Consider the following 21819-nt stretch of genomic DNA (forward strand, 5'->3'; position numbering starts at 1 on the left):
AGGGCAATGCGCATATACCAGAACCGTCGCCTGCCCACCGGGCGCCAAAAGCTCTGGATGCATTGCACAAGATCTCAGCGTGCTGGCATCCCGTATCGCCACAATGGATATGGCGTTGCAGGCATCCCGCACCGCAACGCATTCCGGGACCATATCGTGGCGTTTCACTTGGTTTTGGCAGGCGCGCACAGGCACGTTCCTGCCAGGAAATTGTGGTAGGAGCCCGGTGTCCATGACGCGTTCAGCACCAAAGCGTATCCGTAAACTTCTGGTCGCCAACCGTGGCGAGATTGCGATTCGTGTTCTGCGAGCCGCCAACGAACTTGGCATTCGCACAGTTGCGATCTTCTCTGACGAGGACCGCTTCGCCCTTCACCGTTTCAAGGCGGATGAAAGCTACACGGTGGGGAAGGGCAACAAGCCCATTCGCGCCTATCTTGATATCGAAGACATCCTGCGTGTGGCACGTGATGCCGATGTCGATGCGATCCATCCCGGTTATGGCTTCCTGTCGGAAAATCCCGAATTCGCCGATGCCTGTGCCGAGGCCGGCATTCAGTTCATCGGCCCGGATTCAGAAGTCATGCGCACCCTTGGCAACAAGGTTTCTGCGCGTAATCTGGCCGAAAGTGCCGGTGTGCCGGTTATGCCCGCCTCAAGCGCGCTTCCCGAAGACATGGCGGAAGTCACCCGCATCGCCGAGAAAATCGGCTATCCGCTGATGCTCAAAGCCAGCTGGGGCGGCGGTGGCCGTGGCATGCGGGTCATCGAAAATGGCAAGGATTTGTCGGGTCAGGTGCTGGCAGCACGGCGCGAAGCCGAGGCCGCCTTTGGCAATGGCGAGGTTTACTTTGAAAAACTGATCCGCCGTGCGCGCCATGTCGAGGTCCAGCTGCTTGGCGATAATCACGGCACCCTTGTGCATCTTTATGAACGTGATTGTTCGGTTCAGCGCCGCAACCAAAAGGTGGTCGAGCGCGCACCTGCACCCTATCTTGATGATGATCAGCGTGCCGAGATTTGTGACGCGGCGATCCGCCTTGGCAAGGCCGCCAATTACGTCAATGCCGGCACGGTCGAGTTCCTCATGGATGTCGATACATCCAAATTCTACTTCATCGAGGTCAACCCGCGCATTCAGGTCGAACACACCGTCACCGAATGCGTGACCGGCTTTGATCTGGTCAAGGCACAGATCCTGATCGCCCAGGGTGGGCGCATCGGTTTCCCGTCCGAGACCGGCATCCCCTGGCAGGACAAGATCAAGCTGCGCGATCACGCGCTTCAGTGCCGCATCACCACCGAAAACCCGGAAAACAACTTTGTCCCCGATTACGGGATCATCAAGGTGTATCGTGGGGCCAACGGCTTTGGCATTCGTCTGGATGGCGGCACGGCCTATTCCGGGGCGGTTATCACACCGTTCTATGACAGCATGCTTGAAAAGGTCACCGCATGGGGCAGCACCCCGCGCGAAGCGGTGGACCGCATGGACCGCGCCTTGCGCGAATTCCGTATTCGCGGTGTTGCCACCAACCTGGCCTTCCTTGAAAACCTGATCAATCACCCGAAATTCCGCGCCGGTGAATACACCACCCGTTTCATTGATGAAACGCCCGACCTGTTCAAGTTCGTGCGCCGGCGCGACCGTGCCACCCGCCTGCTGCGCTTCATCGGCGAGGTTGCGGTCAATGGCAACCCCGAAGTCGAAGGCCGCGTGGTGCCGACCAATCTGCATGATCCGGTGATGCCGAAATCAATCGATCTTGGCGAAATCCGCCCGGGGACCAAGCAAAAGCTTGATCAGTTGGGGCCGGAAGGTTTCTCGCGCTGGATGAAGGATCAGGAACGCGTCCTGATGACCGACACCACCATGCGTGATGCCCATCAGTCGCTTCTGGCCACCCGCATGCGCACCTATGACATGCTCGAAATTGCGCCCTATTACGCGCATGGCCTGCCGGAACTGTTTTCAATCGAATGCTGGGGCGGGGCGACGTTTGATGTTGCCATGCGCTTCCTGAAAGAAGACCCGTGGGATCGTCTGGTCAAGCTGCGCGAACGCGTGCCCAATATCCTGACCCAGATGTTGCTGCGGGCGTCGAACGCGGTTGGCTATACCAACTATCCCGATAATGCGGTCGATTACTTCGTCAAGCAGGCGGCCGAACACGGCATGGATGTCTTCCGCGTGTTTGACAGCCTCAACTGGGTTGAAAACATGAAGGTCGCGATGGAATCGGTGCTTAAAACCGACAAGCTCTGCGAAGCGACCATCTGTTACACCGGCGATATCTATGACAAGGACCGCCCGAAATATAACCTTGATTACTATGTGAATATGGCCCGCGAACTGGAAACTGCCGGTGCCCATATTCTCGGTCTCAAGGATATGGCAGGTGTCCTGCGTCCGGCCGCTGCGACCGAGCTGATCACAGCGTTGAAAGACACCGTCAATATCCCGATCCACTTCCATACCCACGACACCAGCGGCATCTCGGCTGCAACCGTGATTGCCGCGATTGATGCCGGGGTGGATGCGGTCGATGCAGCGATGGATTCGATGTCGGGCCTGACGTCCCAGCCCAACCTGGGCTCAATCGCCAACAACTATATCGGTCAGCCGCGTGATCCGGGCCTCAAGACCGAGGCGCTTAAGGAAATCTCGACCTATTGGGAACAGATCCGTCGCTATTACGCCGGTTTCGAAAGCGATATCAGAAGCGGCACCTCGGACGTCTATGTCCACGAAATGCCGGGTGGCCAGTACACCAACCTGCGCCAGCAGGCCCGTGCACTCGGGATCGAGGATCGCTGGCCCGAAGTTTCCAAGGCCTATGCCGCGGTCAACAAGATGTTTGGCGATGTCGTCAAGGTAACGCCAAGCTCCAAGGTTGTCGGCGATATGGCTTTGATGATGGTGACATCCGGTTTGTCTGAGGAAGACGTTCTTGATCCTAAAAAGGACATTACCTTCCCCGACAGCGTCATTTCCTTCTTCCGCGGTGAAATCGGTCAGCCGGTCGGTGGCTTCCCGCCCGCCCTTCAGCGCAAGGTGCTTAAGGGGGCCGAGGCCCTAACGGATCGTCCGGGTAAATCATTGCCGCCGATTGATTTCGAAGCGACCCGCAAGGAAATCGAAAAGAAAACCCATCGCAGCAATATCACCGACGCAGAGGTTGCATCTTATGTGATGTATCCCAAGGTGTTCCTTGATTACGCCGAACACCGCAGCCACAACGCCGATGTTTCGGTTCTGCCAACCCCGGTCTTCTTCTACGGGATGAACCAGAACGATGAAATTTCGGTCGATCTTGAAAAGGGCAAAACCCTTGTCATTCGCTATCTGACCACGTCCGAAGCCGGTGACGAGGAGGGCAACCGCACCGTGTTCTTTGAACTGAACGGTCAGCCCCGCACCGTCAAGGTCGCCGACAAGACACTGGCGGGCACGGGCAAGACAAAACCAAAGGCCGAAGATGGCAACAAGCTGCATGTCGCAGCCCCGATGCCGGGTCTGGTGGTCGAAGTCCACGTGTCCGAAGGCCAGAAGATCAAGTCGGGTGATGTGATGTGCTCGCTCGAAGCCATGAAAATGGAAACCGCGGTTCACGCCGAAAAGGATGGAACCGTGGCCAAAATCCACGCCCCGGCCGGGACACAGGTCGAAGCCAAGGACCTGCTGGTCGAATTAACGGAGTAACCCACCGATGCTTAGGATGCCTGAGCCTGATCAACACACACTTGCACGTCGCAAGGACATTATCGCCGCCATGCGCGATATCATCCCGTCACCGGGCGGGGTTATTGTCGATGATGATCAGCTCAGGCCCTATGAATGCGATGGGTTGATGGCCTATCGGCAATTGCCGATGATCGTGGTCCTGCCGGAAAATACCGCCCAGGTCGCAGCCATCCTGAAATATTGTCATACCAATAAAATCCGTGTCGTTCCGCGCGGTGCCGGTACCGGTTTGTCCGGTGGCGCACTTCCGATGGCCGATGCGATCACCATTAGTATGATGAAATTCAATCGCGTGCTTGAGATTGACTGGGACAACCGGGCCGCCGTCGTGCAGCCCGGTGTCACCAACCTTGGCATCACGCGCGCAGTCGAACATAAAGGGTTCTATTACGCCCCCGATCCGTCCAGCCAGATTGCCTGTTCGATTGGCGGCAACATCGCCGAAAATTCCGGCGGGGTGCATTGCCTGAAATATGGCCTTACCACCAACAATGTGTTGGGGGTTGAAATGGTCACCATCGAAGGCGAAATCCTGCGCATCGGTGGCAAGGGCCTTGATCAGGCGGGCTATGATTTGCTTGGCATCATCACCGGGTCCGAAGGGTTGCTTGGCATCGTGACCGAGGTGACGGTGCGTATTCTGCGCAAACCCGAAACCGCCCGTGCGCTATTGCTGGGCTTTAATTCATCCGAAGAAGGCGGCAATTGTGTCGCCGCCATCATTGCCGCCGGGATCATTCCGGGCGGCCTTGAAATGATGGATGCCCCGGCGATCAAGGCGACCGAGGAATTCGTTCAGGCGGGTTATCCACTTGATGTCGAAGCGCTTCTTCTCGTCGAACTTGATGGCCCGCAGGTCGAAGTCGATTACCTGATCGACCGGGTCGGCAAAATCGCCAAGGATTGCGGGGCGGTCTATTCCCGCATTTCCGAGAACGAGGAAGAACGCCTGCTGTTCTGGTCGGGCCGCAAAAACGCCTTCCCGGCGATTGGCCGCATTTCACCTGATTATATGTGCATGGATGGCACCATCCCGCGCGGTCGCCTGTCCGAGGTGCTGACCGGCATGCAGGACCTGTCGAAAAAGCACGGGCTGGGCGTTGCCAACGTCTTCCATGCTGGCGATGGCAACTTGCATCCACTGATCATGTTTGATGCCAATAAGGCGGGCGACCTTGAAAAGGCCGAGGCATTCGGCGCTGACATCCTTAGACTGTGTGTCGCGGTCGGTGGGGTGCTGTCGGGTGAACACGGCATCGGTGTCGAAAAGCGCGACCTGATGGGCGAGATGTTCTCAATCGATGACATGAAGCATCAGGAACGCATCAAGATGGCCTTTGACGAGGACCAGTTGCTCAACCCCGGCAAGGTATTCCCGACCTTGCATGGCTGTGGGGAGCTCAAAACCCTGCACGCCAAGGCGGTGGCCGACAAGTTCCCGGATATCCCGCGCTTCTAGGGTCCTGCCCCTAAGGCGCGCTCAAACGAAACAACAAACACGATAAAACAAAGGCCGGCCAATCGGCTCCCGCAAATCCGATTGGCCCGGCTCAGGAGAGGAAAAGAGAGAGTTATGGTGGACGTACTTTCCCCCACCACGCCAGACCAGCTGCGCGATGCGGTTGGTTGGGCGCTTGGATCAGAAACCCCGCTTGAAATCATCGGATCGGGCAGCAAGCGCGCCTTTGGCCATTCTGTTCGAACCAACGCAGTGCTGGATTGCTCCAAACTGTCGGGGATCTTGTTTTATCAGCCCGAAGAACTGGTGATCTCTGCGCGTGCCGGAACGCCGCTTGCCGACATCAAGGCGGCACTGGCCGAGAAAAATCAGCAATTCCATTTTGAGCCCGGAAACTTCCCGGCCCTTCTGGATGGATCAAGTGGTCCGGATGCCGGAACCATCGGCGGGCTGGTGGCCTGTAACCTTGCCGGACCGCGCCGGATCAAGGTCGGGGCCGCACGTGATCACCTTCTGGGCTTCGAAGCCGTCTCTGGCCGGGCAGAGGATTTTAAATCCGGTGGCCGCGTGATGAAAAACGTCACCGGCTTTGATCTGTCAAAATTGATGGCGGGCTCCTTTGGCACGCTGGGCGTGATGCATACCGTAACGCTTAAGGTCATGCCAAATGACGAGACATCCGCCACCGTGATTGTCGCTTGCAGTGACCCGCGTGCGGCGGGCAAGGCGATGACCATTGCCATGGGCAGTGAAAACGAAGTCTCCGCCGCCGCCTGGATCGCCCCCGAAGACGCGCCGCACCTTGATGTGCCACTGGCCGGTGAATATGGCAGTGGCCTTGTCGCCCTGCGGATCGAAGGTCCCAAGCCGTCTGTGGCATGGCGGGCCGATGCCCTGTGCCGGGCGCTTGCCGGTTTTGGCGAATGCCACGAAGTCCCCGAAAGTCACAGCCACAGCATTTGGAAGGTCGTCGCCAATATCGCGCCGTTCGTGGCATCGGAAAACACCGGCAGCGTTTTGTGGCGGGTATCAGTACCCCCGGCAAGCGGGGGTGATATCTGCGCCCAACTGATCGAAAAAACCGGTGGTCGGGCGATGATGGATTGGGCCGGTGGCCTGATCTGGTTGCAGATTGCCGCGTCTGACGCGGCGGGTACGCCTGATGCAATGGCGGGCACGATCCGCGATATCGTCGCCAATGTCGGCGGGCAGGCCAATCTGGTGCGCGCATCCGATGAAATCCGTCAAGCCACCCGGGTCTTCCACGCCGAAGACCCGGCACTTGCCCGGATCAATGCCCGGATCAAGGAAAACCTCGATCCCAAGGGGATTCTCAATCCGGGGCGGATTGCGCCAGTGTCACAAAACGGGGAGGGCGCGTAATGCAAACCAACTTCACCGCTGCCCAACTTGAAAATCCGGCGATTGCCGAAAGCGAACAGATCCTGCGCAAATGCGTGCATTGCGGTTTCTGTACCGCGACCTGTCCGACATTCGTCACCCTTGGCGATGAACTCGACAGCCCGCGTGGCCGCATTTATCTGATCAAGGACATGCTGGAAAATGACAAACCGGCAACCGAAAAGGTGGTCAAACACCTTGATCGTTGCCTGTCATGTCTCTCTTGTACAACCACATGTCCTTCTGGTGTTGATTACATGCACCTGATCGACAATGCGCGCGCCCATATCGAACAAAACTATGAACGCCCGCTGGGCGATCGGTTGCTGCGCAAGTTGCTGTCGATTGTTGTGCCCAATCCGACCCTGTTCCGGCTGTCATTGATCGGGGCGAAATTCGCCGCCCCCTTTGCGCGCCTGATGCCCGGTCGGCTCAAGGGCATGGTCAAGATGGGCGCACGTCCCATGCATCCGCCAAGCTGGGTTGATAAACCCCAAGTGATCCCGGCAGTTGGCGAACGCAAAGGCCGGGTTGCCATCCTGATCGGCTGCGCCCAGCAGGTGCTTGAAACCGAAATCAACGAATCGACGGTTCGTCTACTCACCCGTCTCGGGATTGAGGTGGTCGTTGCCAAGGGTGCTGGCTGTTGCGGATCGCTTGTCCATCACATGGGCAAGGAAGAACAATCCCACGCGCAGGCCAAGGCCAACATTGATGCCTGGACGGCCGAGGCCGCGGGCGAAGGCCTTGATGCCATCGTCATCACCGCATCGGGCTGTGGCACCACGATCAAGGATTACGGCCATATGCTGCGCCATGATCCGGCCTATGCCGATAAGGCGGCCACGGTCTCGGCCCTTGCCAAGGACATTACCGAGTATCTGGCTGGCCTTGACATCGATGCCGCGGTGTTTGCCGGGGCCAATCACGGGAATCCCCGTGTTGCCTATCATTCAGCCTGCTCGATGCAGCACGGCCAAAAAATCACCCGACCACCCCGTGATCTTCTCAAACAGGCCGGGTATGAAGTGGCTGAAATCGCCGAAGGCCATCTGTGCTGTGGTTCTGCCGGGGTCTATAACCTGTTGCAGCCCGAAATCGCCGGTCAGCTTCAGGAACGCAAACGCGGCAATATCCGTGCAACCCAGCCCGATCTGGTGGCAACGGGGAATATCGGCTGCATGGTCCAGATCGAAACCGACGATCTTAAAGTTCTGCACACGGTGCAGCTCCTTGATTGGGCCGCTGGCGGCCCGGTGCCGGAAAAACTGCGCGACCGGGTAAAGCCGACCGAACTGGCAGGCTAGGTTTTCTCAAACCCGCATCAGAAAACAAAAAGGACGGCAGGGAATAACTTCTGCCGTCCTTTTGATTTCGTAAGTCCGTGCGACTGGGCGCCTTACTCTTCCTTGCCAAGCAGGCTTTTTGTAATGCCTTCTGCGGCAGAGCTTTCGCTGCTGTCTTCGGCATAGGCCGCTGTCTTGTCACGAATCCACTTGATTGCTTCGGCCTCGTCTACCTCGACCTTCTGGGCCACCAGTGACAGAACTGCCTCGATCGCCAGAACGTGCGATGCGACGTTATTGACCGCAACATGCAGATCATCAATATGGCGCGACGCAGCCTCTGACATATCTCCAAGTTCGCCAGACAGCTTCTGAATCAGTTCCTGAATTTCGTCGAGTGCAGCGGTGCTCATCAAGTGCTCCTGTTATGGCTGCGCACATTTGTGCGCGGCATTTTTTGGTCCCTACGCACAAGAGTTGCTTGGAAACGGGGTCATGTAAAGGGTTAGCTGGCAATTATCGTCAATTCACACCATTCCCCGACACCCAAGGCCACCTTTGGGCGAAATGTGACAGTTTTTGTTACAGCCTTTCGCAAACAATCGCGATTTTGCCATGTTGAAGTGAAAAACCACCGTTTTCGGATGGTTGTCGCGAAATACTAACTCGTTGATTTTGTTGGCAATAAGTGGCTGTTTTTACTGCTCTGATACGTTGTCACATAACGTTAACAAAAGCGACACAATACCGTAAGCACCCAGCGGTAGAGTCCGCCTCGCAGATCGTTGCACCGTTCCGAAGTGGAACTACCATTGGGGAATTTATGATGAAGAAGACTCTTGCTGTTGCGGCGCTTATGAGCGTTGCCTTTGCTGGCGCTGCCGAAGCACGCGACCAGATTCGTATCGTTGGTTCGTCCACCGTCTTCCCGTTCGCAACCGCAGTTGCAGAAGAATTCGGTAAAACCACCTCCTTCAAAACGCCGGTTATCGAATCTACCGGTTCTGGCGGTGGTCTGAAGCTGTTCTGCGCCGGTGTTGGCGAACAGCATCCGGACATCACCAACGCTTCGCGTCGCATCAAGAAGTCCGAAGTTGAAACTTGCGCGAAGAACGGTATTTCGGAAGTTACCGAAGTTAAAGTTGGTTACGACGGTATCGTTCTGTCGAACTCCAACGCTGCGCCGCAGCTCGACCTGACCAAAGAGCAGATCTTCCTTGCTCTGGCAAAAACCGTTCCGTCCAAAGACGGCCAGTCGCTGATCGACAACCCGTACAGCACCTGGGCTGAAATCGATCCGAGCCTTCCGGACGTTAAAATCGAAGTTCTCGGCCCGCCGCCGACCTCCGGTACCCGTGATGCCTTCACCGAGCTGGTACTCGAAGAAGCTTGCGATGAGTTCCCGGCAATCGCCGCTCTTAAAGACACCAACAAAGACCAGCACAAAGCTGTCTGCGCTGGCGTTCGTGAAGACGGTGCCTATGTCGAAGCTGGCGAGAACGACAACCTGATCGTTCAGAAACTCGAAGCCAACCATGATGCACTTGGCATCTTCGGCTTCTCCTTCCTTGACCAGAACGGCGACAAGCTCCAGGGCTCGCTGATCGGTGGCGTTGCTCCGACCTTCGAAGCAATCTCTGCTGGTGACTATCCGGTTTCCCGTTCGCTCTTCTTCTACGTGAAGAACGCGCACGTTGGCACCATTCCGGGCATCAAGGAATATCTTGCTGAATTCACCGCTGACAAAGCTTGGGGTGAAGAAGGTTACCTTGCTGACCGTGGCCTGATCCCGATGGATGCCGCTGAGCGTGAAGCTGTTCGTAACGCTGCGATGAACCTTTCGCCGCTGAGCATGTAACGCGATCTTTCAACCGGTGGCAGCCTTTTCTGCCACCGGTTTCTTTATATCATTGCTTGATTTGTTTATTGTTTCTGTCCTATTGGCCTCACGAACTGATCTTTGCAGGCTCATCTGGCGAACGGATCTCAAATAATGTCCCTGTCTTTCCTGTTGCTCGCGGTTGCCGCACTTTGCGCGCTGTCCTTTTATTTCGGACGCCAGCGGGCTGTTGCCCTCTCGGGTGGCCGGCACAGCAATCTTCATTCCTTGCCGGTTCACTACGGGGCCTACACAGCAGCATGGTGCGGGCTTCCCGCGCTGGCGCTGCTTCTGATCTGGTACATGTTCCAGGGCTCGGTGATTGAAGCCCTGATCGTGTCGGACCTGCCGCAGGAAGTAATTGGTGACTCCGGTCGTCTGTCGCTGGCGCTCAACAGCATTTCCCAGATCGCCGCCGGTGGTGGTGAACATCTCACCGTGTCGCCGGAAATTGTTGATGCCGGGCGCAGACTTGCCAATTTGCAAACCATCGCCAATGCGGCGCTGGTGGTTGTCATGCTGTCGGTTGCGCTTGCCGGTCTTGTCCTGTCCTATCGACGGATTGAAGCGGATATGCGCGCGCGCAACAATGTTGAACGCATCTCGCGCGCGATCATGATTGTCTGTTCGGCGATTGCGATCCTTTCAACGGTCGGCATCGTGTTTTCACTGATGTTCGAAACCCTGCATTTCTTTAGCAAGATCAACCCGCTCGACTTCCTGTTTGGTCTGGAATGGAGCCCGCAAACCGCGATCCGTGCCGATCAGGTGGCGTCCGAGGGGGCGTTTGGCATGATTCCGCTGTTTGTCGGTACCTTGCTGATTACGCTGATTGCCATGTGTGTCGCGGTGCCGGTCGGCCTGTTTTCGGCCATCTATATGGGCGAATATGCCGCGCCTAAATTTCGCGCTGTTGCCAAACCCGCACTTGAAATTCTGGCGGGCGTGCCAACGGTTGTCTATGGCTTCTTTGCCGCGCTCACCGTGGCACCGTTCTTGCGCGACAATGGCGCGATCCTCGGCCTCGATGTCAGTTCGGAAAGTGCGCTGGCCGCCGGTCTTGTCATGGGCATCATGATCATTCCGTTTGTGTCCTCGCTGTCTGATGACGTGATGTCGCAGGTGCCGAAAGCGCTGCGTGACGGGTCCTATGCATTGGGGGCGACCAAATCGGAAACCATCCGGCAGGTGATTTTCCCGGCCGCCTTGCCCGGTATTGTCGGGGCGGTTCTGTTGGCCATTTCGCGGGCGATTGGTGAAACCATGATTGTTGTGATGGCCGCTGGTCTTGCCGCGAACATGACGGTGAACCCGCTTCAGGCGGTGACGACTGTTACCGTGCAGATCGTGACGCTTCTGGTCGGCGACCAGGAGTTCGACAGTGCAAAAACCCTCTCGGCCTTCGCGTTGGGGCTGGTTCTTTTCCTTGTCACCTTGGGGCTGAACGTATTTGCCCTTAAGGTTGTTCAGAAGTATCGCGAGAAATATGACTGATATGGCATCTCTTATGGAAGACAGAGCTGCGGCCAAAGTGATCTCTGACAATCTGCGCAAGCCGGTTGACTGGGATAGTCCGAAAATCACCCGTAACATCAAGAAACGTTACGCGGCCGAACGCCGCTTTAAAAGCTATGGTCTGGTTGCGATCTGTTTGGCGCTGCTGGCGCTTTGCACGCTGGCACTCTCGATCGGCTCTAAAGGCTACAGCGCCTTTTACCAGACCTATGTCCAGCTCGAAGTGACCTTTGATCCGGCTGTGATCGATCCGGAACGGACCGGCGATCCCGACGTGATCGGGCGCGCGAACTTTGATGGTCTGATCAAACAGGCGCTGCGTGATCGGTTCCCGGATGTGACCTCGCGCAGTGACAAACGTGATCTCTATGGCATCGTTTCAGGCGGCGCATCTTATGATCTGCGCGAACGGGTTCTCGAAAATCCGAGCCTGATTGGCCAAACGCGCACCATCTGGCTGATTTCCGGTGATGATTTCGACATGCTCAACAAGGGCTATATCGATCCCACCGTTGATGAAGGCGACCGTCGCCTCAATGACAAGGAAGTTGCTTGGTATAACGAACTGGTTGCTGACGGTGCGGTGGAAAAACAGTTCCACACCCGCTTCTTTACCAGTGGCGATTCCCGCGAACCGGAACTTGCCGGTATCTGGGGCGCGGCTGTTGGCTCGTTCTATACCCTGCTTGTGACTTTGGCATTGTCCTTCCCGATTGGTGTTCTGGCGGCGATCTATCTCGAAGAATTCGCCCCGAAAAACCGCTTCACCCAGATTGTTGAAGTCAACATCAACAACCTGGCCGCAGTCCCGTCCATCGTGTTTGGTCTGCTGGGGCTTGAGGTCTATCTCAATGTCATGCACTTGCCGCGCTCGGCCCCGGTTGTCGGTGGTTTGACGCTGGCGCTGATGACTTTGCCGACGATCATCATCGCATCGCGTGCGGCGATCAAGGCGGTGCCGCCATCGATCCGTCAGGCCGCCCTTGGCCTTGGTGCATCCCCGGTTCAGACCGTCACCCACCATGTCTTGCCGCTTGCCATGCCGGGCATTCTGACCGGCACGATCATTGGTATGGCACAGGCGCTTGGTGAAACTGCACCGCTTCTGATGATCGGGATGGTTGCCTTTATTGTTGATATCCCGGGCGGGGCTCTTGACCCGGCAACGGTTCTGCCGGTCCAGATCTATCTGTGGGCAGACAGCCCGGAACGTGCCTTTGTCGAGAAAACCTCGGCAGCGATTATGGTGTTGCTGGCCTTCCTTGTCCTGATGAATGGACTGGCTGTGTATCTGCGCAAAAAATTTGAACGGAAGTGGTAAAATGGCTGCTGTATCCCAGAGCGCAATGACGGCGGAGCCGTCGGTCGAAAAACCGAAAATGACCGCGCGCAAGCTCGATCTTTTCTATAGCGACAATCAGGCCCTCTATGAGGTCAACCTTGATATCCCCGAACAGCAGGTAACCGCACTGATTGGCCCGTCGGGCTGTGGTAAATCCACCTTCCTGCGCTGCCTGAACCGGATGAATGACACCATTGACGGTGTGACGATCAAAGGTGACGTTACCCTGGATGGTCGCGACATCTATGACAAGCGGATCGACGTGGTTCAGCTGCGCGCGCGCATCGGCATGGTGTTCCAGAAACCGAACCCGTTCCCGAAAACCATCTATGACAACGTGGCCTATGGCCCGCGTATTCATGGTCTGGTCAATTCGCGCGATGAACTTGATGAAATCGTCATGACCTCGCTCGAACGTGCCGGTCTTCTGAAAGAAGTCAAAGATCGTCTGCAATCGCCGGCAACCGGTCTTTCCGGTGGTCAGCAGCAGCGCCTTTGCATTGCACGCGCGGTTGCCGTCAGCCCGGAAGTCATCCTGATGGATGAGCCGTGCTCGGCCCTTGATCCGATTGCGACCGCCAAGGTCGAGGAACTGATAGACGAGTTGCGTTCGAACTACACGATCGTGATCGTGACCCACTCCATGCAGCAGGCCGCCCGTGTGTCGCAGCGCACCGCGTTCTTCCACCTTGGAAAGCTGGTTGAAGTCGGTGAAACCGATCAGATCTTTACCAACCCGAAGGACGAACGCACCAAGGGTTACATTACCGGCCGCTTCGGTTAAGCGACGCCAGGAGTACGCATAAATGGCTGATGAACATACCCATATCGTAAGTTCGTTCGACGAGGAACTGACCCGTCTGAACAACATCATTTCGCAAATGGGCGGGCTTGCCGAAAGCCAGCTTATTTCCTCGATCAGATCCATCGTCAAACGCGATTCCGAACTGGCCGAGAAAGTCATCCTGTCCGATCAGCGCATTGACGTGCTCGAACAGGAAGTCCAGGACTTTGCCGTCCGTCTTCTGGCCCTGCGTCAGCCGATGGCAGATGACCTGCGTCAGGTGGTGACGGCCCTTAAGCTATCAAACGATCTTGAACGCATTGGTGATCTTGCCAAAAACATCGCCAAACGCGCGCAGGTGCTGAACCAGATCCCGCCGATCCGCCCGGTTCAGGCGATCCCGAACATGGCCAAGCTGGCCCAGGAAATCATCAAGGATGTCCTGGATGCCTATATCGAAAGCGACGCCGAAAAGGCCCATCGGGTCTGGGAACGCGATCAGGAAGTCGACGATATGTACAATTCGCTGTTCCGCGAATTGCTGACCTACATGATGGAAGATCCGCGCAACATTACCGCATCGACCCATCTGTTGTTCATTGCCAAGAACATCGAACGTATCGGTGATCACGCAACCAATATCGCCGAAACGATCTATTACCGGATCAAGGGCGAAGACCTGCCGGGGATTGACCGGCCAAAAAACGACGCAGCGAACTTCGCTGTTGTCGAACCGAATGACTGACACGGGAGCATAGGAAGATGGACCCAACGGTTCTTATCGTCGAGGACGAGGCAGCAATCGTAACCATGTTGCGCTACAACCTCGAACGCGAGGGGATGCAGGTTGTCGAAGCCGGTGACGGTGACGAAGCGTTGAAAATTCTGGCTGAAACCCATGTCGATCTGGTTTTGCTCGACTGGATGCTGCCGGTGATGTCGGGGATCGAGGTCTGCCGTCAGATCCGCCGCAAGCCTGAAAGCCGCGATTTGCCGGTGATCATGGTGACTGCGCGCGGCGAAGAGGGCGACCGGATCCGCGGTCTTGATACCGGGGCTGATGACTATGTCACCAAGCCGTTTGCCATTGGCGAGCTTCTGGCCCGTATCCGCGCACTTTTGCGCCGGTCCGGTCCGGCGCAACCACAAGGGCAGTTGATCTATTCCGACATCGAAATGGATCTCGCCGCCCACCGGGTCAGCCGCAATGGAAAATCGATCCATCTTGGCCCGACCGAGTTCCGTCTGCTGCGCTATTTCCTCGAACATCCGGGGCGGGTTTTCTCGCGCGAACAGCTGCTTAACGCGGTTTGGGGCCCGAACATCTATGTCGAAACCCGGACAGTTGACGTTCATATCCGTCGCCTGCGCAAGGCGCTCAATGACGTCAAGGGGACGCGCGATATCATCCGCACCGTCCGTGCCGCGGGCTACGCGCTGGACTCTGAAACCGCTGCCTAAGCCGGTTTAGAGCCTGATCCGATTAAAAAACCCCCGCAGCGATTTGCCGCGGGGGTTTTTGTTTTCACCGCGTAACGGCTTTACGATTTTTCTTTCGCCGGTTTGTCCGAACTCTCCGACCCTGACGGCTTGCGCTGCGGGCGCGGCGCCAGTTCGTTCATCAAAAGCATGTCCGCACGGCGGAATTTGGCGATTTCGGCATCAATATCTTCCTGCGGCACGTCGCACGCCGCCAAAACGTGATCAGATAACCGCAACCCGGTTTCCAGAACCTCCGGGATGGCCGCATCCGCCCCGTGGCGCGACAGCGGCCCGATATGGGTGATGTCTTGCGCGCGGGCAAAGATCTTCAGATGCGGGTAATGCTGGCGCAAAAGGGCGACCGTCTTCTCGGTCGCATGCGGGTTCCCCATGGCAACAACCGCAATTTTTGCCTCATCGGTGTGTGCGGCCCGGAAAGTTTCCGGTCTGGACCCGTCGGCAAAGTAAACCGGAAGGCCTTCTGCCCGACCGCGCGAAACCTGCTGTGCGTCACTATCCAGCACAATGAACGGAATGTTGCGCGTCTTGAGCAACCGGGCCAGAACCCGGCCAACGCGGCCGCTTCCGATCACCAGAACATGCTGGTGAATGCCCTCGGACTCCTCTGCAATCTTGCCAAGCTGGTCTTCTTCCTTGGGATGAAGCTTTTCCTCGATCTTGTGACCCAGGCTGATCAGGGTCGGGGTCAGCGCCATCGAAATCGCCACCACCGGGATCAGCATGGCGGCCATTTCAAGCGGCACCGCGCCATTTTGCGCGGCCAGGGCAAACATCACAAAGGCAAATTCGCCGCCGGCGGCCAAACTCATCGCCACCCGTATGGCAAGGCCGGTTTCAAACCGGATCGCACGCGCCAGAACGAACAAAACCGCCGTCTTGATCACCAGCAACAGCACCAGCCACATCAGAATGGTGCCAAATTCGTTATAAACAACGTCGGCATCAACCGACATGCCCACCGACATAAAGAACAGCGACAGGAACACGCCGCGGAACGGCGAAATGTCGGCTTCGATCTGATGGCGGAACTCGGTTTCGGCCAGCATCACCCCGGCGATAAACGCGCCCAGCGCCATCGAAAGCCCGGAAACCTCGGTCAAGGTGCTGGCGGCCAGCACAACAAACAGCGTGCCGATGGCAAACAGTTCCGGGTTCTTAAGCGACGCGATATAGCGAAACAGGCGCGGCAACACATACCGCCCGACGAGTAACAACAACGCAACCGACCCGAAACCAAGCAGGATGCTCATCCACGGGCTGGTTTCCGTGCCAGCATCACCTGCTGCCTGCACCATGATCAGGAACGGACCAACCGCCACGTCCTGCAATAACAAAATGGCAAGGGCCGCACGGCCAAACCGGGTATTGAGCTGCTTGTCATCGGAAAGCTGTTTGAGGATGATCGCAGTCGATGAAAGCGCAAGCGCCCCTGCAATCACCAAAGCCGTCGGCAGCGGGAATTCCATGACAACCAGAAGCCCCAGAAGGGCTGCCATCGATACCAGAATTTGCAAAACGCCCAGACCGGCAAACCGCCCGCCAATGACGCGCAAACGATCACGCGAAAGCTCCAGCCCGATCATGAACAGCAGGAAAACCACGCCCAGTTCGGCAACCGTGGAAATGTCTTCGCGTTCGGAAATCAGGCCAAAGCCGAATGGCCCGATAAAGAACCCGCCAATCAGAAAGCCGATGATCGAATTCGCACGCAGCTTGTGCGCAATCGGCACCGCAATGATCGCGGCAGTCAGAATAAGAAACAGCTCAAACAGGACGCTGTGATGCATGGCGAAATTCGTTCCGGAAGGCGGTCAAATAATCAAAGGGTATCAGGACCTAAATGCCTGAAAATAACGAGATTACAACGATAACGAAAATAACCCTGCCAGTCGTGGGTAAATTTGCGGCATTGGCGAAATTCACCGCCCAATCGCACTATAAAGTGCTGTGTGGATTGTCACCGCCTGATGACTTGCCATTCGCGCTGCCAAATGCCATCTTCCGCGGGCCCGACAACGGGCCGGTTTAATCGCTTTTGAAACGAGCAGATATTTTGGAACAGCTTATCCCCTATCTTCAGATCATCGCGGGCCTTGTATTGCTGACAGCAGGTGGTGAATTCATCGTAAGGGGGGCGGTTGGTCTTGCACTTTTGCTGGGCGTTTCCAAGGTGATCGTCGGTCTGACGATTGTCGCCGCCGGGACGTCGGCACCGGAATTTGTCGTCTCGCTCAATGCATCGCTGAAGGGCACGGCCGACATCGCCATGGGCAACGTTGTTGGCTCCAACATTGCCAATATCCTGCTTATTTTGGGTGCCGTTGCCTTGCTCAAACCCGTGGCGGCCTCGCGGGTCACCGTGGTGCGTGATGGCGGCACCATGTTGCTGGGCACGGTCCTGTTTATTGCCTTTTGCATGTTTGGCGTGATCGAACGCTGGGCCGGGGCGGTGATGCTTTGTGTGTTGGCGGCCATCTGGTACTTCACCTATCAGCACGACAAAAATTCGCCAAGCGAAGCCAGCCACCTGCACGAAGAAGAAGTCGACGAAGTCGGCGAAAAGCCCAAAGGCTGGACCAGGCCGATCATCGCCACCGTCATCGGGATTGTGGCGCTGATGTTTGGCGCCGAATGGCTGGTTGAAGGCGGGGTTTCGGTCGCCCGTCAGTTTGGCGTATCCGAAGCCGTGATTGGCCTGACCCTTGTTGCCTTTGGCACGTCGCTTCCGGAACTCGCCGCATCGGTGGTTGCCGCCTTCCGCGGGCATTCCGATGTGGCACTGGGCAATGTGTTTGGCTCGAACCTTTTGAACCTGCTTGTGATCATTGGTGGCGTTTCGCTGATCGCACCGATCCCGGTGCCCGAGCAGATTATGAATTCCGATATCTGGATCATGCTGGCGGTAACCGTGGGCTTGCTCGGTGTTGCCTATGCCATGCGCAAGATTTCGCGCATCACCGGCGTTGCATTCGTGATTGCCTATCTGGTCTATGTCTTCCAACTTGTCGTAGCATAGTCAGTTCAATCAGTTCGCGGGCCGTCTGTCTCATGACGGTCCGCACACTTTGCGAAGGATCGAGGCAACAATGACAGGTCAATTCCCGAAATCCGTTCTGATCACCGGTGCGGCAAAACGCATCGGTCGTGCATTGACCCTGGATCTGGCGCGCAACGGCTATGATATCGCCCTTCATTGCAACAGCTCGAAACAAGACGCCGAAGCTGTCGCCAACGAGGTGCGCGACCTTGGCCAAAAGGCCTGCGTCGTCTCGGCCGATCTGACCAACGAGGATGCAACCCATCAATTGGTTGCCGATGCGACCAGGCAACTTGGCCCGATCGGGGTTCTGATCAATAACGCCTCGACCTTTGAATTTGATGATGTGCAAACCGCAACCCGCGAAAGCTGGGATCTGCATATGGAAACCAATTTGCGCGCGCCGTTTATCCTCTCGCAGCAATTTGCAAAGTACCTGCCAGATAACTGTCAGGGCATGATCCTCAACCTGATTGACCAGCGTGTCTGGAACCTGACCCCGCATTTCATGACCTATACCCTGTCCAAAGCCGGGCTTTGGACCCTGACCCAGACGCTGGCATTGGCCCTTGCACCAAAAATTCGCGTCAATGCCATCGGGCCGGGGCCGGCACTGCCTAGTAGCCGACAAACACAGGAAGATTTCGACGCGCAGTGCGAAAAAACACCCCTGAAAATAGGGACAAACCCGCAAGAGATTTGCGACGCGGTTCGATTTTTCCTTGCCGCGCCGGCCATCACCGGGCAAATGTTAGCGCTTGACGGCGGGCAGCACCTCGATTGGGCGCCCAGTGGCGAAGAAGATGCGCCCAACGAATGATGCCCGGCAGTAATCGTTAAATCGCTGCCAGACATCGGGCCGGACATGTGTGGTTCTGTTGATCAAACTGCACAGGAAAGCAGCACAAGGAAGACCGGAATATGACCGCAGGCCTTAAACAGGATGCCAAAATTACGACATTGCCATTTGCCGATGTGCCCCATGCAGATCGTGCAGGCAACCTGCGCCGTGTCTTCGTGCGTGACATGATCATTCACACCTCCATCGGTGTTTACGAACACGAAAAAGAAGCCCCGCAACGCGTGCGCATCAATCTCGACCTTGCCGTACTCGAAGGCGACGGTGTCCAGAATGATGATATCACCACCGTGCTGAGCTACGAGGATCTGGTCGTCGGCACGCGCCGCATCTGCCAGGATGGTCACACCAACCTTGTGGAAACCCTTGGGGAAAAACTCGCCGACATGTGTCTTGCCGATCCGCGCGTCCGCAAGGTGATCGTCAGGGTTGAAAAGCTCGACGTTTTTGAAGATGCAGCTGCGGTTGGTGTGGAAATCGAACGCCACAATATCGCGCGCTGATCGATACGCGATTTCCCGAAAAAATTTACTTTTCCAGACGGCCAATCCAAGGGACTCTTTGATTCCTCTGGCGCGAATCGCTATGGCGCTTATTCACAAGCATCTGGCGAATATGATTCAAAGGAAAATATTCATTTTTTACGACTCTATTACCGAATGATTTCACGTTGACAGTATTTTTATTGTTTAAAATCAATAACTTAACTGTTTTGCTTAATAATTGTGCACTTCATAGAACGTTAAGACTCTCAAGGGGTGCAGGAAGTCACCCCCCGATTACCCACATAGTTATCCACAGTCTTGGTGGACATCTTTTTTGGCATGGCGATTCCCCTCGGCACGGTTGCGATGTTAATCTTTTCAGCTATGTTTCAATTCGCGTTTGCCTGTGACGGCCGTCACAACTTTGAATGTATTTTAGTGTCGATTGCAGCTCGCCTGACCAGCAGCAGCCTCGTGTGATCTCGGAGTGCCTTGATGAAGCCACCTGTTTCCCCCGAAAACCCGACCGGGGATGACGCCCCGAAACGGGAAATCGGTTTGTCGCTTGATGGTGATAAAATCGACGGCGGGGCAGCTCGCGGGGTGGAGGCGATCAAAAATGCGCTGAAAACCATGCCGGGTTCGGCGGGTGTCTATCGCATGATCGATGACAAGGAACGCGTGCTTTACGTTGGCAAGGCCAAGAACCTCAAGAAACGCGTGGTCGCCTATACCCGCATCATGCAATTGCCGATCCGCATTGCCCGCATGGTGGCCCAGACGGTGCGGATGGAAATCATCACCACCCATACCGAGGCCGAGGCGCTCCTTCTTGAATCCAACCTGATCAAAAAGCTCAAACCGCGCTACAACATCCTGCTGCGCGATGACAAAAGTTTCCCCTATATCCTGATCACCGAGGATCACGACTATCCGCGCATCGTCAAGCATCGCGGTGCACGCGCCAAGGATGGCAGTTGCTTTGGCCCGTTCGCCTCGGCCTGGGCGGTCAATAACACCATCAACCATCTGCAACGCGCCTTCTTGCTGCGCTCCTGCACCGATGGGGTGTTTTCCAACCGCTCGCGTCCGTGTTTGCTTTATCAAATCAAACGTTGTGCCGCCCCCTGTGTCGATCGCATTTCCAAACCGGAGTATGACGAGCTTGTTGATATCTGCCGCGACTTCCTAACCGGTCGCAGCCAGAAAATCCTCAAGCAGCTCGAAGCCGACATGATGGATGCGTCTGAAAAGATGGAGTTTGAGCAGGCCGCGATGTATCGCGACCGCATCCGCGCGCTCAGCCAGATCCGATCCCATCAGGACATCAACCTCGAAGGCGTCGAAGAGGCCGATGTCATCGCCCTTCATCAGGAAGGCGGACAAAGCTGTGTGCAGGTCTTCTTCTTCCGCTCGGGCTCGAACTATGGCAACCGGTCCTATTTCCCGCGCCATGAACAATCGGCCGAAATCCCCGAAATCCTCTCGGCCTTTGTCGGGCAGTTCTATGCCGATAAACCGGCCCCCAAACAGATCTTCCTGTCACACGAAATCGAAGGCCAGGAACTGGTCGAAAACGCGCTTGGCATCAATAACGACCGCAAGATCGAATTGCTCGTGCCCAAGCGCGGCGGCAAACGCAAACTGGTCGAACATGCGCTCACCAACGCCAAGGACGCATTGGGCCGTCGTCTGGCCGAAAGTGCGACACAGCGCAAATTGCTTGAAGACCTTGCTGACAAACTTGATCTCGAAAGCACCCCGGAACGGATCGAGGTTTACGATAACTCCCACACCCAGGGCACCAACATGGTCGGCGGCATGATTGTCGCCGGGCCCGAAGGCTTCATGAAAAACGCCTATCGCAAATTCAACATCAAGGGCGATATCGCGCCCGGTGATGACTTTGCCATGATGCGCGAAGTCCTGACCCGCCGTTTTGCCCGGGCGCAAAAAGAAGACCCGGACCGCGAAAACGGCACGTGGCCGGACCTGTGTTTGATTGATGGTGGTCTGGGTCAGCTTGGCGTGGCACGTGAAGTCCTCGAAGACCTCGGGATTGAGGACGTCATGCTGGTCGGTGTTGCCAAGGGTGTAGATCGTAATGCCGGCAAGGAAGTCCTGCACATCCCCGGCAAGGCTCCGGTGCGTCTCGATATGAAGGACCCGGTGCTCTATTTCATCCAGCGCCTGCGCGACGAAGCCCACCGCTGGGCGATTGGCACCCATCGCGCCAAACGCGGCAAACAGATGGGCAAAAGCGTGCTCGACTCAGTCCCCGGTGTCGGCGGGGCGCGCAAAAAGGCACTGCTCCACCATTTCGGCTCCGCCCGTGGGGTGGCCGATGCTGGCCTATCCGATCTGGAGGCCGTCGATGGCATCAGTGCCGCCTTGGCGCGCAAGATTTACGACCATTTCCACAGCAACGACTAAAAAAGCATCGGATGGCATCTTGCTTTTTGCTGCCCGTGGCGCGATACCCGGTACGCCCTGCCGCCCGGCGGGGCATTCTCGCGCGAAACGT

At 56.6% G+C, this 21819-nt stretch carries 17 protein-coding genes; 15 read left to right on the forward strand and 2 right to left on the reverse strand.

What is annotated here, in order from left to right:
* Positions 1-232 precede the first annotated feature (232 nt).
* From AUQ41_RS11190 to glcF, 4 genes are all read left to right on the forward strand, one after another.
* A complete protein-coding gene (locus tag AUQ41_RS11190; RefSeq protein WP_063088514.1) occupies positions 233-3703 on the forward strand; it encodes a pyruvate carboxylase in 3471 nt (1156 codons plus the stop codon).
* A gap of 16 nt (positions 3704-3719) precedes the next feature.
* Entirely contained in the window at positions 3720-5204 is a 1485-nt protein-coding gene (locus tag AUQ41_RS11195) for an FAD-linked oxidase C-terminal domain-containing protein (RefSeq protein WP_063088515.1), read from the forward strand.
* Positions 5205-5318: 114 nt separating this feature from the next.
* On the forward strand, positions 5319-6587 hold the full coding sequence (glcE, locus tag AUQ41_RS11200; protein ID WP_063088516.1) for a glycolate oxidase subunit GlcE: 1269 nt from the start codon (positions 5319-5321) through the stop codon (positions 6585-6587).
* Complete coding sequence (gene glcF / locus AUQ41_RS11205; protein ID WP_063088517.1) at positions 6587-7912, forward strand: glycolate oxidase subunit GlcF; 1326 nt, start codon at positions 6587-6589, stop codon at positions 7910-7912. The genes glcE and glcF overlap by 1 nt, the downstream gene beginning before the upstream one ends.
* 92 nt (positions 7913-8004) lie before the next feature.
* Here glcF and AUQ41_RS11210 read toward each other — a convergent pair whose 3' ends face one another.
* Complete coding sequence (locus AUQ41_RS11210) at positions 8005-8304, reverse strand: hypothetical protein (RefSeq protein ID WP_063088518.1); 300 nt, start codon at positions 8302-8304, stop codon at positions 8005-8007.
* A gap of 410 nt (positions 8305-8714) precedes the next feature.
* On the opposite strand from AUQ41_RS11210, the gene AUQ41_RS11215 reads away from it, so the two are divergent.
* From AUQ41_RS11215 to phoB, 6 genes are all read left to right on the forward strand, one after another.
* Positions 8715-9749: a PstS family phosphate ABC transporter substrate-binding protein gene (locus AUQ41_RS11215; protein WP_063088519.1), complete on the forward strand. Its 1035-nt coding sequence runs from the start codon at positions 8715-8717 to the stop codon at positions 9747-9749.
* A gap of 135 nt (positions 9750-9884) precedes the next feature.
* Positions 9885-11264 (forward strand): phosphate ABC transporter permease subunit PstC, encoded by a 1380-nt coding sequence (gene pstC / locus AUQ41_RS11220; protein WP_063088520.1) that lies wholly within the window; start codon positions 9885-9887, stop codon positions 11262-11264.
* Positions 11257-12606 carry a phosphate ABC transporter permease PstA gene (gene pstA / locus AUQ41_RS11225; protein WP_063088521.1) on the forward strand — a complete coding sequence of 450 codons (1350 nt, stop codon included), beginning with the start codon at positions 11257-11259 and terminating at the stop codon, positions 12604-12606. The genes pstC and pstA overlap by 8 nt, the downstream gene beginning before the upstream one ends.
* Before the next feature lies 1 nt (position 12607).
* Complete coding sequence (pstB, locus tag AUQ41_RS11230; protein WP_063088522.1) at positions 12608-13411, forward strand: phosphate ABC transporter ATP-binding protein PstB; 804 nt, start codon at positions 12608-12610, stop codon at positions 13409-13411.
* 22 nt (positions 13412-13433) lie between these two features.
* Positions 13434-14156, forward strand: a complete 723-nt coding sequence (gene phoU / locus AUQ41_RS11235; protein ID WP_008888333.1) for a phosphate signaling complex protein PhoU — start codon at positions 13434-13436, stop codon at positions 14154-14156.
* Between the two features lie 17 nt (positions 14157-14173).
* Positions 14174-14872, forward strand: a complete 699-nt coding sequence (gene phoB / locus AUQ41_RS11240) for a phosphate regulon transcriptional regulator PhoB (protein ID WP_008888332.1) — start codon at positions 14174-14176, stop codon at positions 14870-14872.
* 80 nt (positions 14873-14952) lie between these two features.
* Here phoB and AUQ41_RS11245 read toward each other — a convergent pair whose 3' ends face one another.
* The gene (locus tag AUQ41_RS11245; protein ID WP_063088523.1) at positions 14953-16701 is read right to left on the reverse strand and encodes a cation:proton antiporter; all 1749 of its coding nucleotides are present in this window, start codon (positions 16699-16701) and stop codon (positions 14953-14955) included.
* Positions 16702-16754: 53 nt separating this feature from the next.
* Between AUQ41_RS11245 and AUQ41_RS11250 the strand changes: the two genes are divergently transcribed.
* From AUQ41_RS11250 to uvrC, 5 genes are all read left to right on the forward strand, one after another.
* Positions 16755-16943 (forward strand): hypothetical protein, encoded by a 189-nt coding sequence (locus tag AUQ41_RS11250; protein ID WP_063088524.1) that lies wholly within the window; start codon positions 16755-16757, stop codon positions 16941-16943.
* Between the two features lie 24 nt (positions 16944-16967).
* Positions 16968-17930 (forward strand): calcium/sodium antiporter, encoded by a 963-nt coding sequence (locus AUQ41_RS11255; RefSeq protein WP_063088525.1) that lies wholly within the window; start codon positions 16968-16970, stop codon positions 17928-17930.
* A 70-nt stretch (positions 17931-18000) separates the two neighbouring features.
* Entirely contained in the window at positions 18001-18771 is a 771-nt protein-coding gene (locus AUQ41_RS11260; protein WP_063088526.1) for an SDR family oxidoreductase, read from the forward strand.
* A 101-nt stretch (positions 18772-18872) separates the two neighbouring features.
* Positions 18873-19313: a dihydroneopterin aldolase gene (gene folB / locus AUQ41_RS11265; protein ID WP_008888328.1), complete on the forward strand. Its 441-nt coding sequence runs from the start codon at positions 18873-18875 to the stop codon at positions 19311-19313.
* A 477-nt stretch (positions 19314-19790) separates the two neighbouring features.
* The gene (gene uvrC, locus AUQ41_RS11270; RefSeq protein ID WP_143588672.1) at positions 19791-21728 is read left to right on the forward strand and encodes an excinuclease ABC subunit UvrC; all 1938 of its coding nucleotides are present in this window, start codon (positions 19791-19793) and stop codon (positions 21726-21728) included.
* Positions 21729-21819: the final 91 nt, after the last annotated feature.

Source organism: Thalassospira sp. MCCC 1A02898, assembly GCF_001618185.1.
GTDB lineage: Bacteria > Pseudomonadota > Alphaproteobacteria > Rhodospirillales > Thalassospiraceae > Thalassospira > Thalassospira tepidiphila.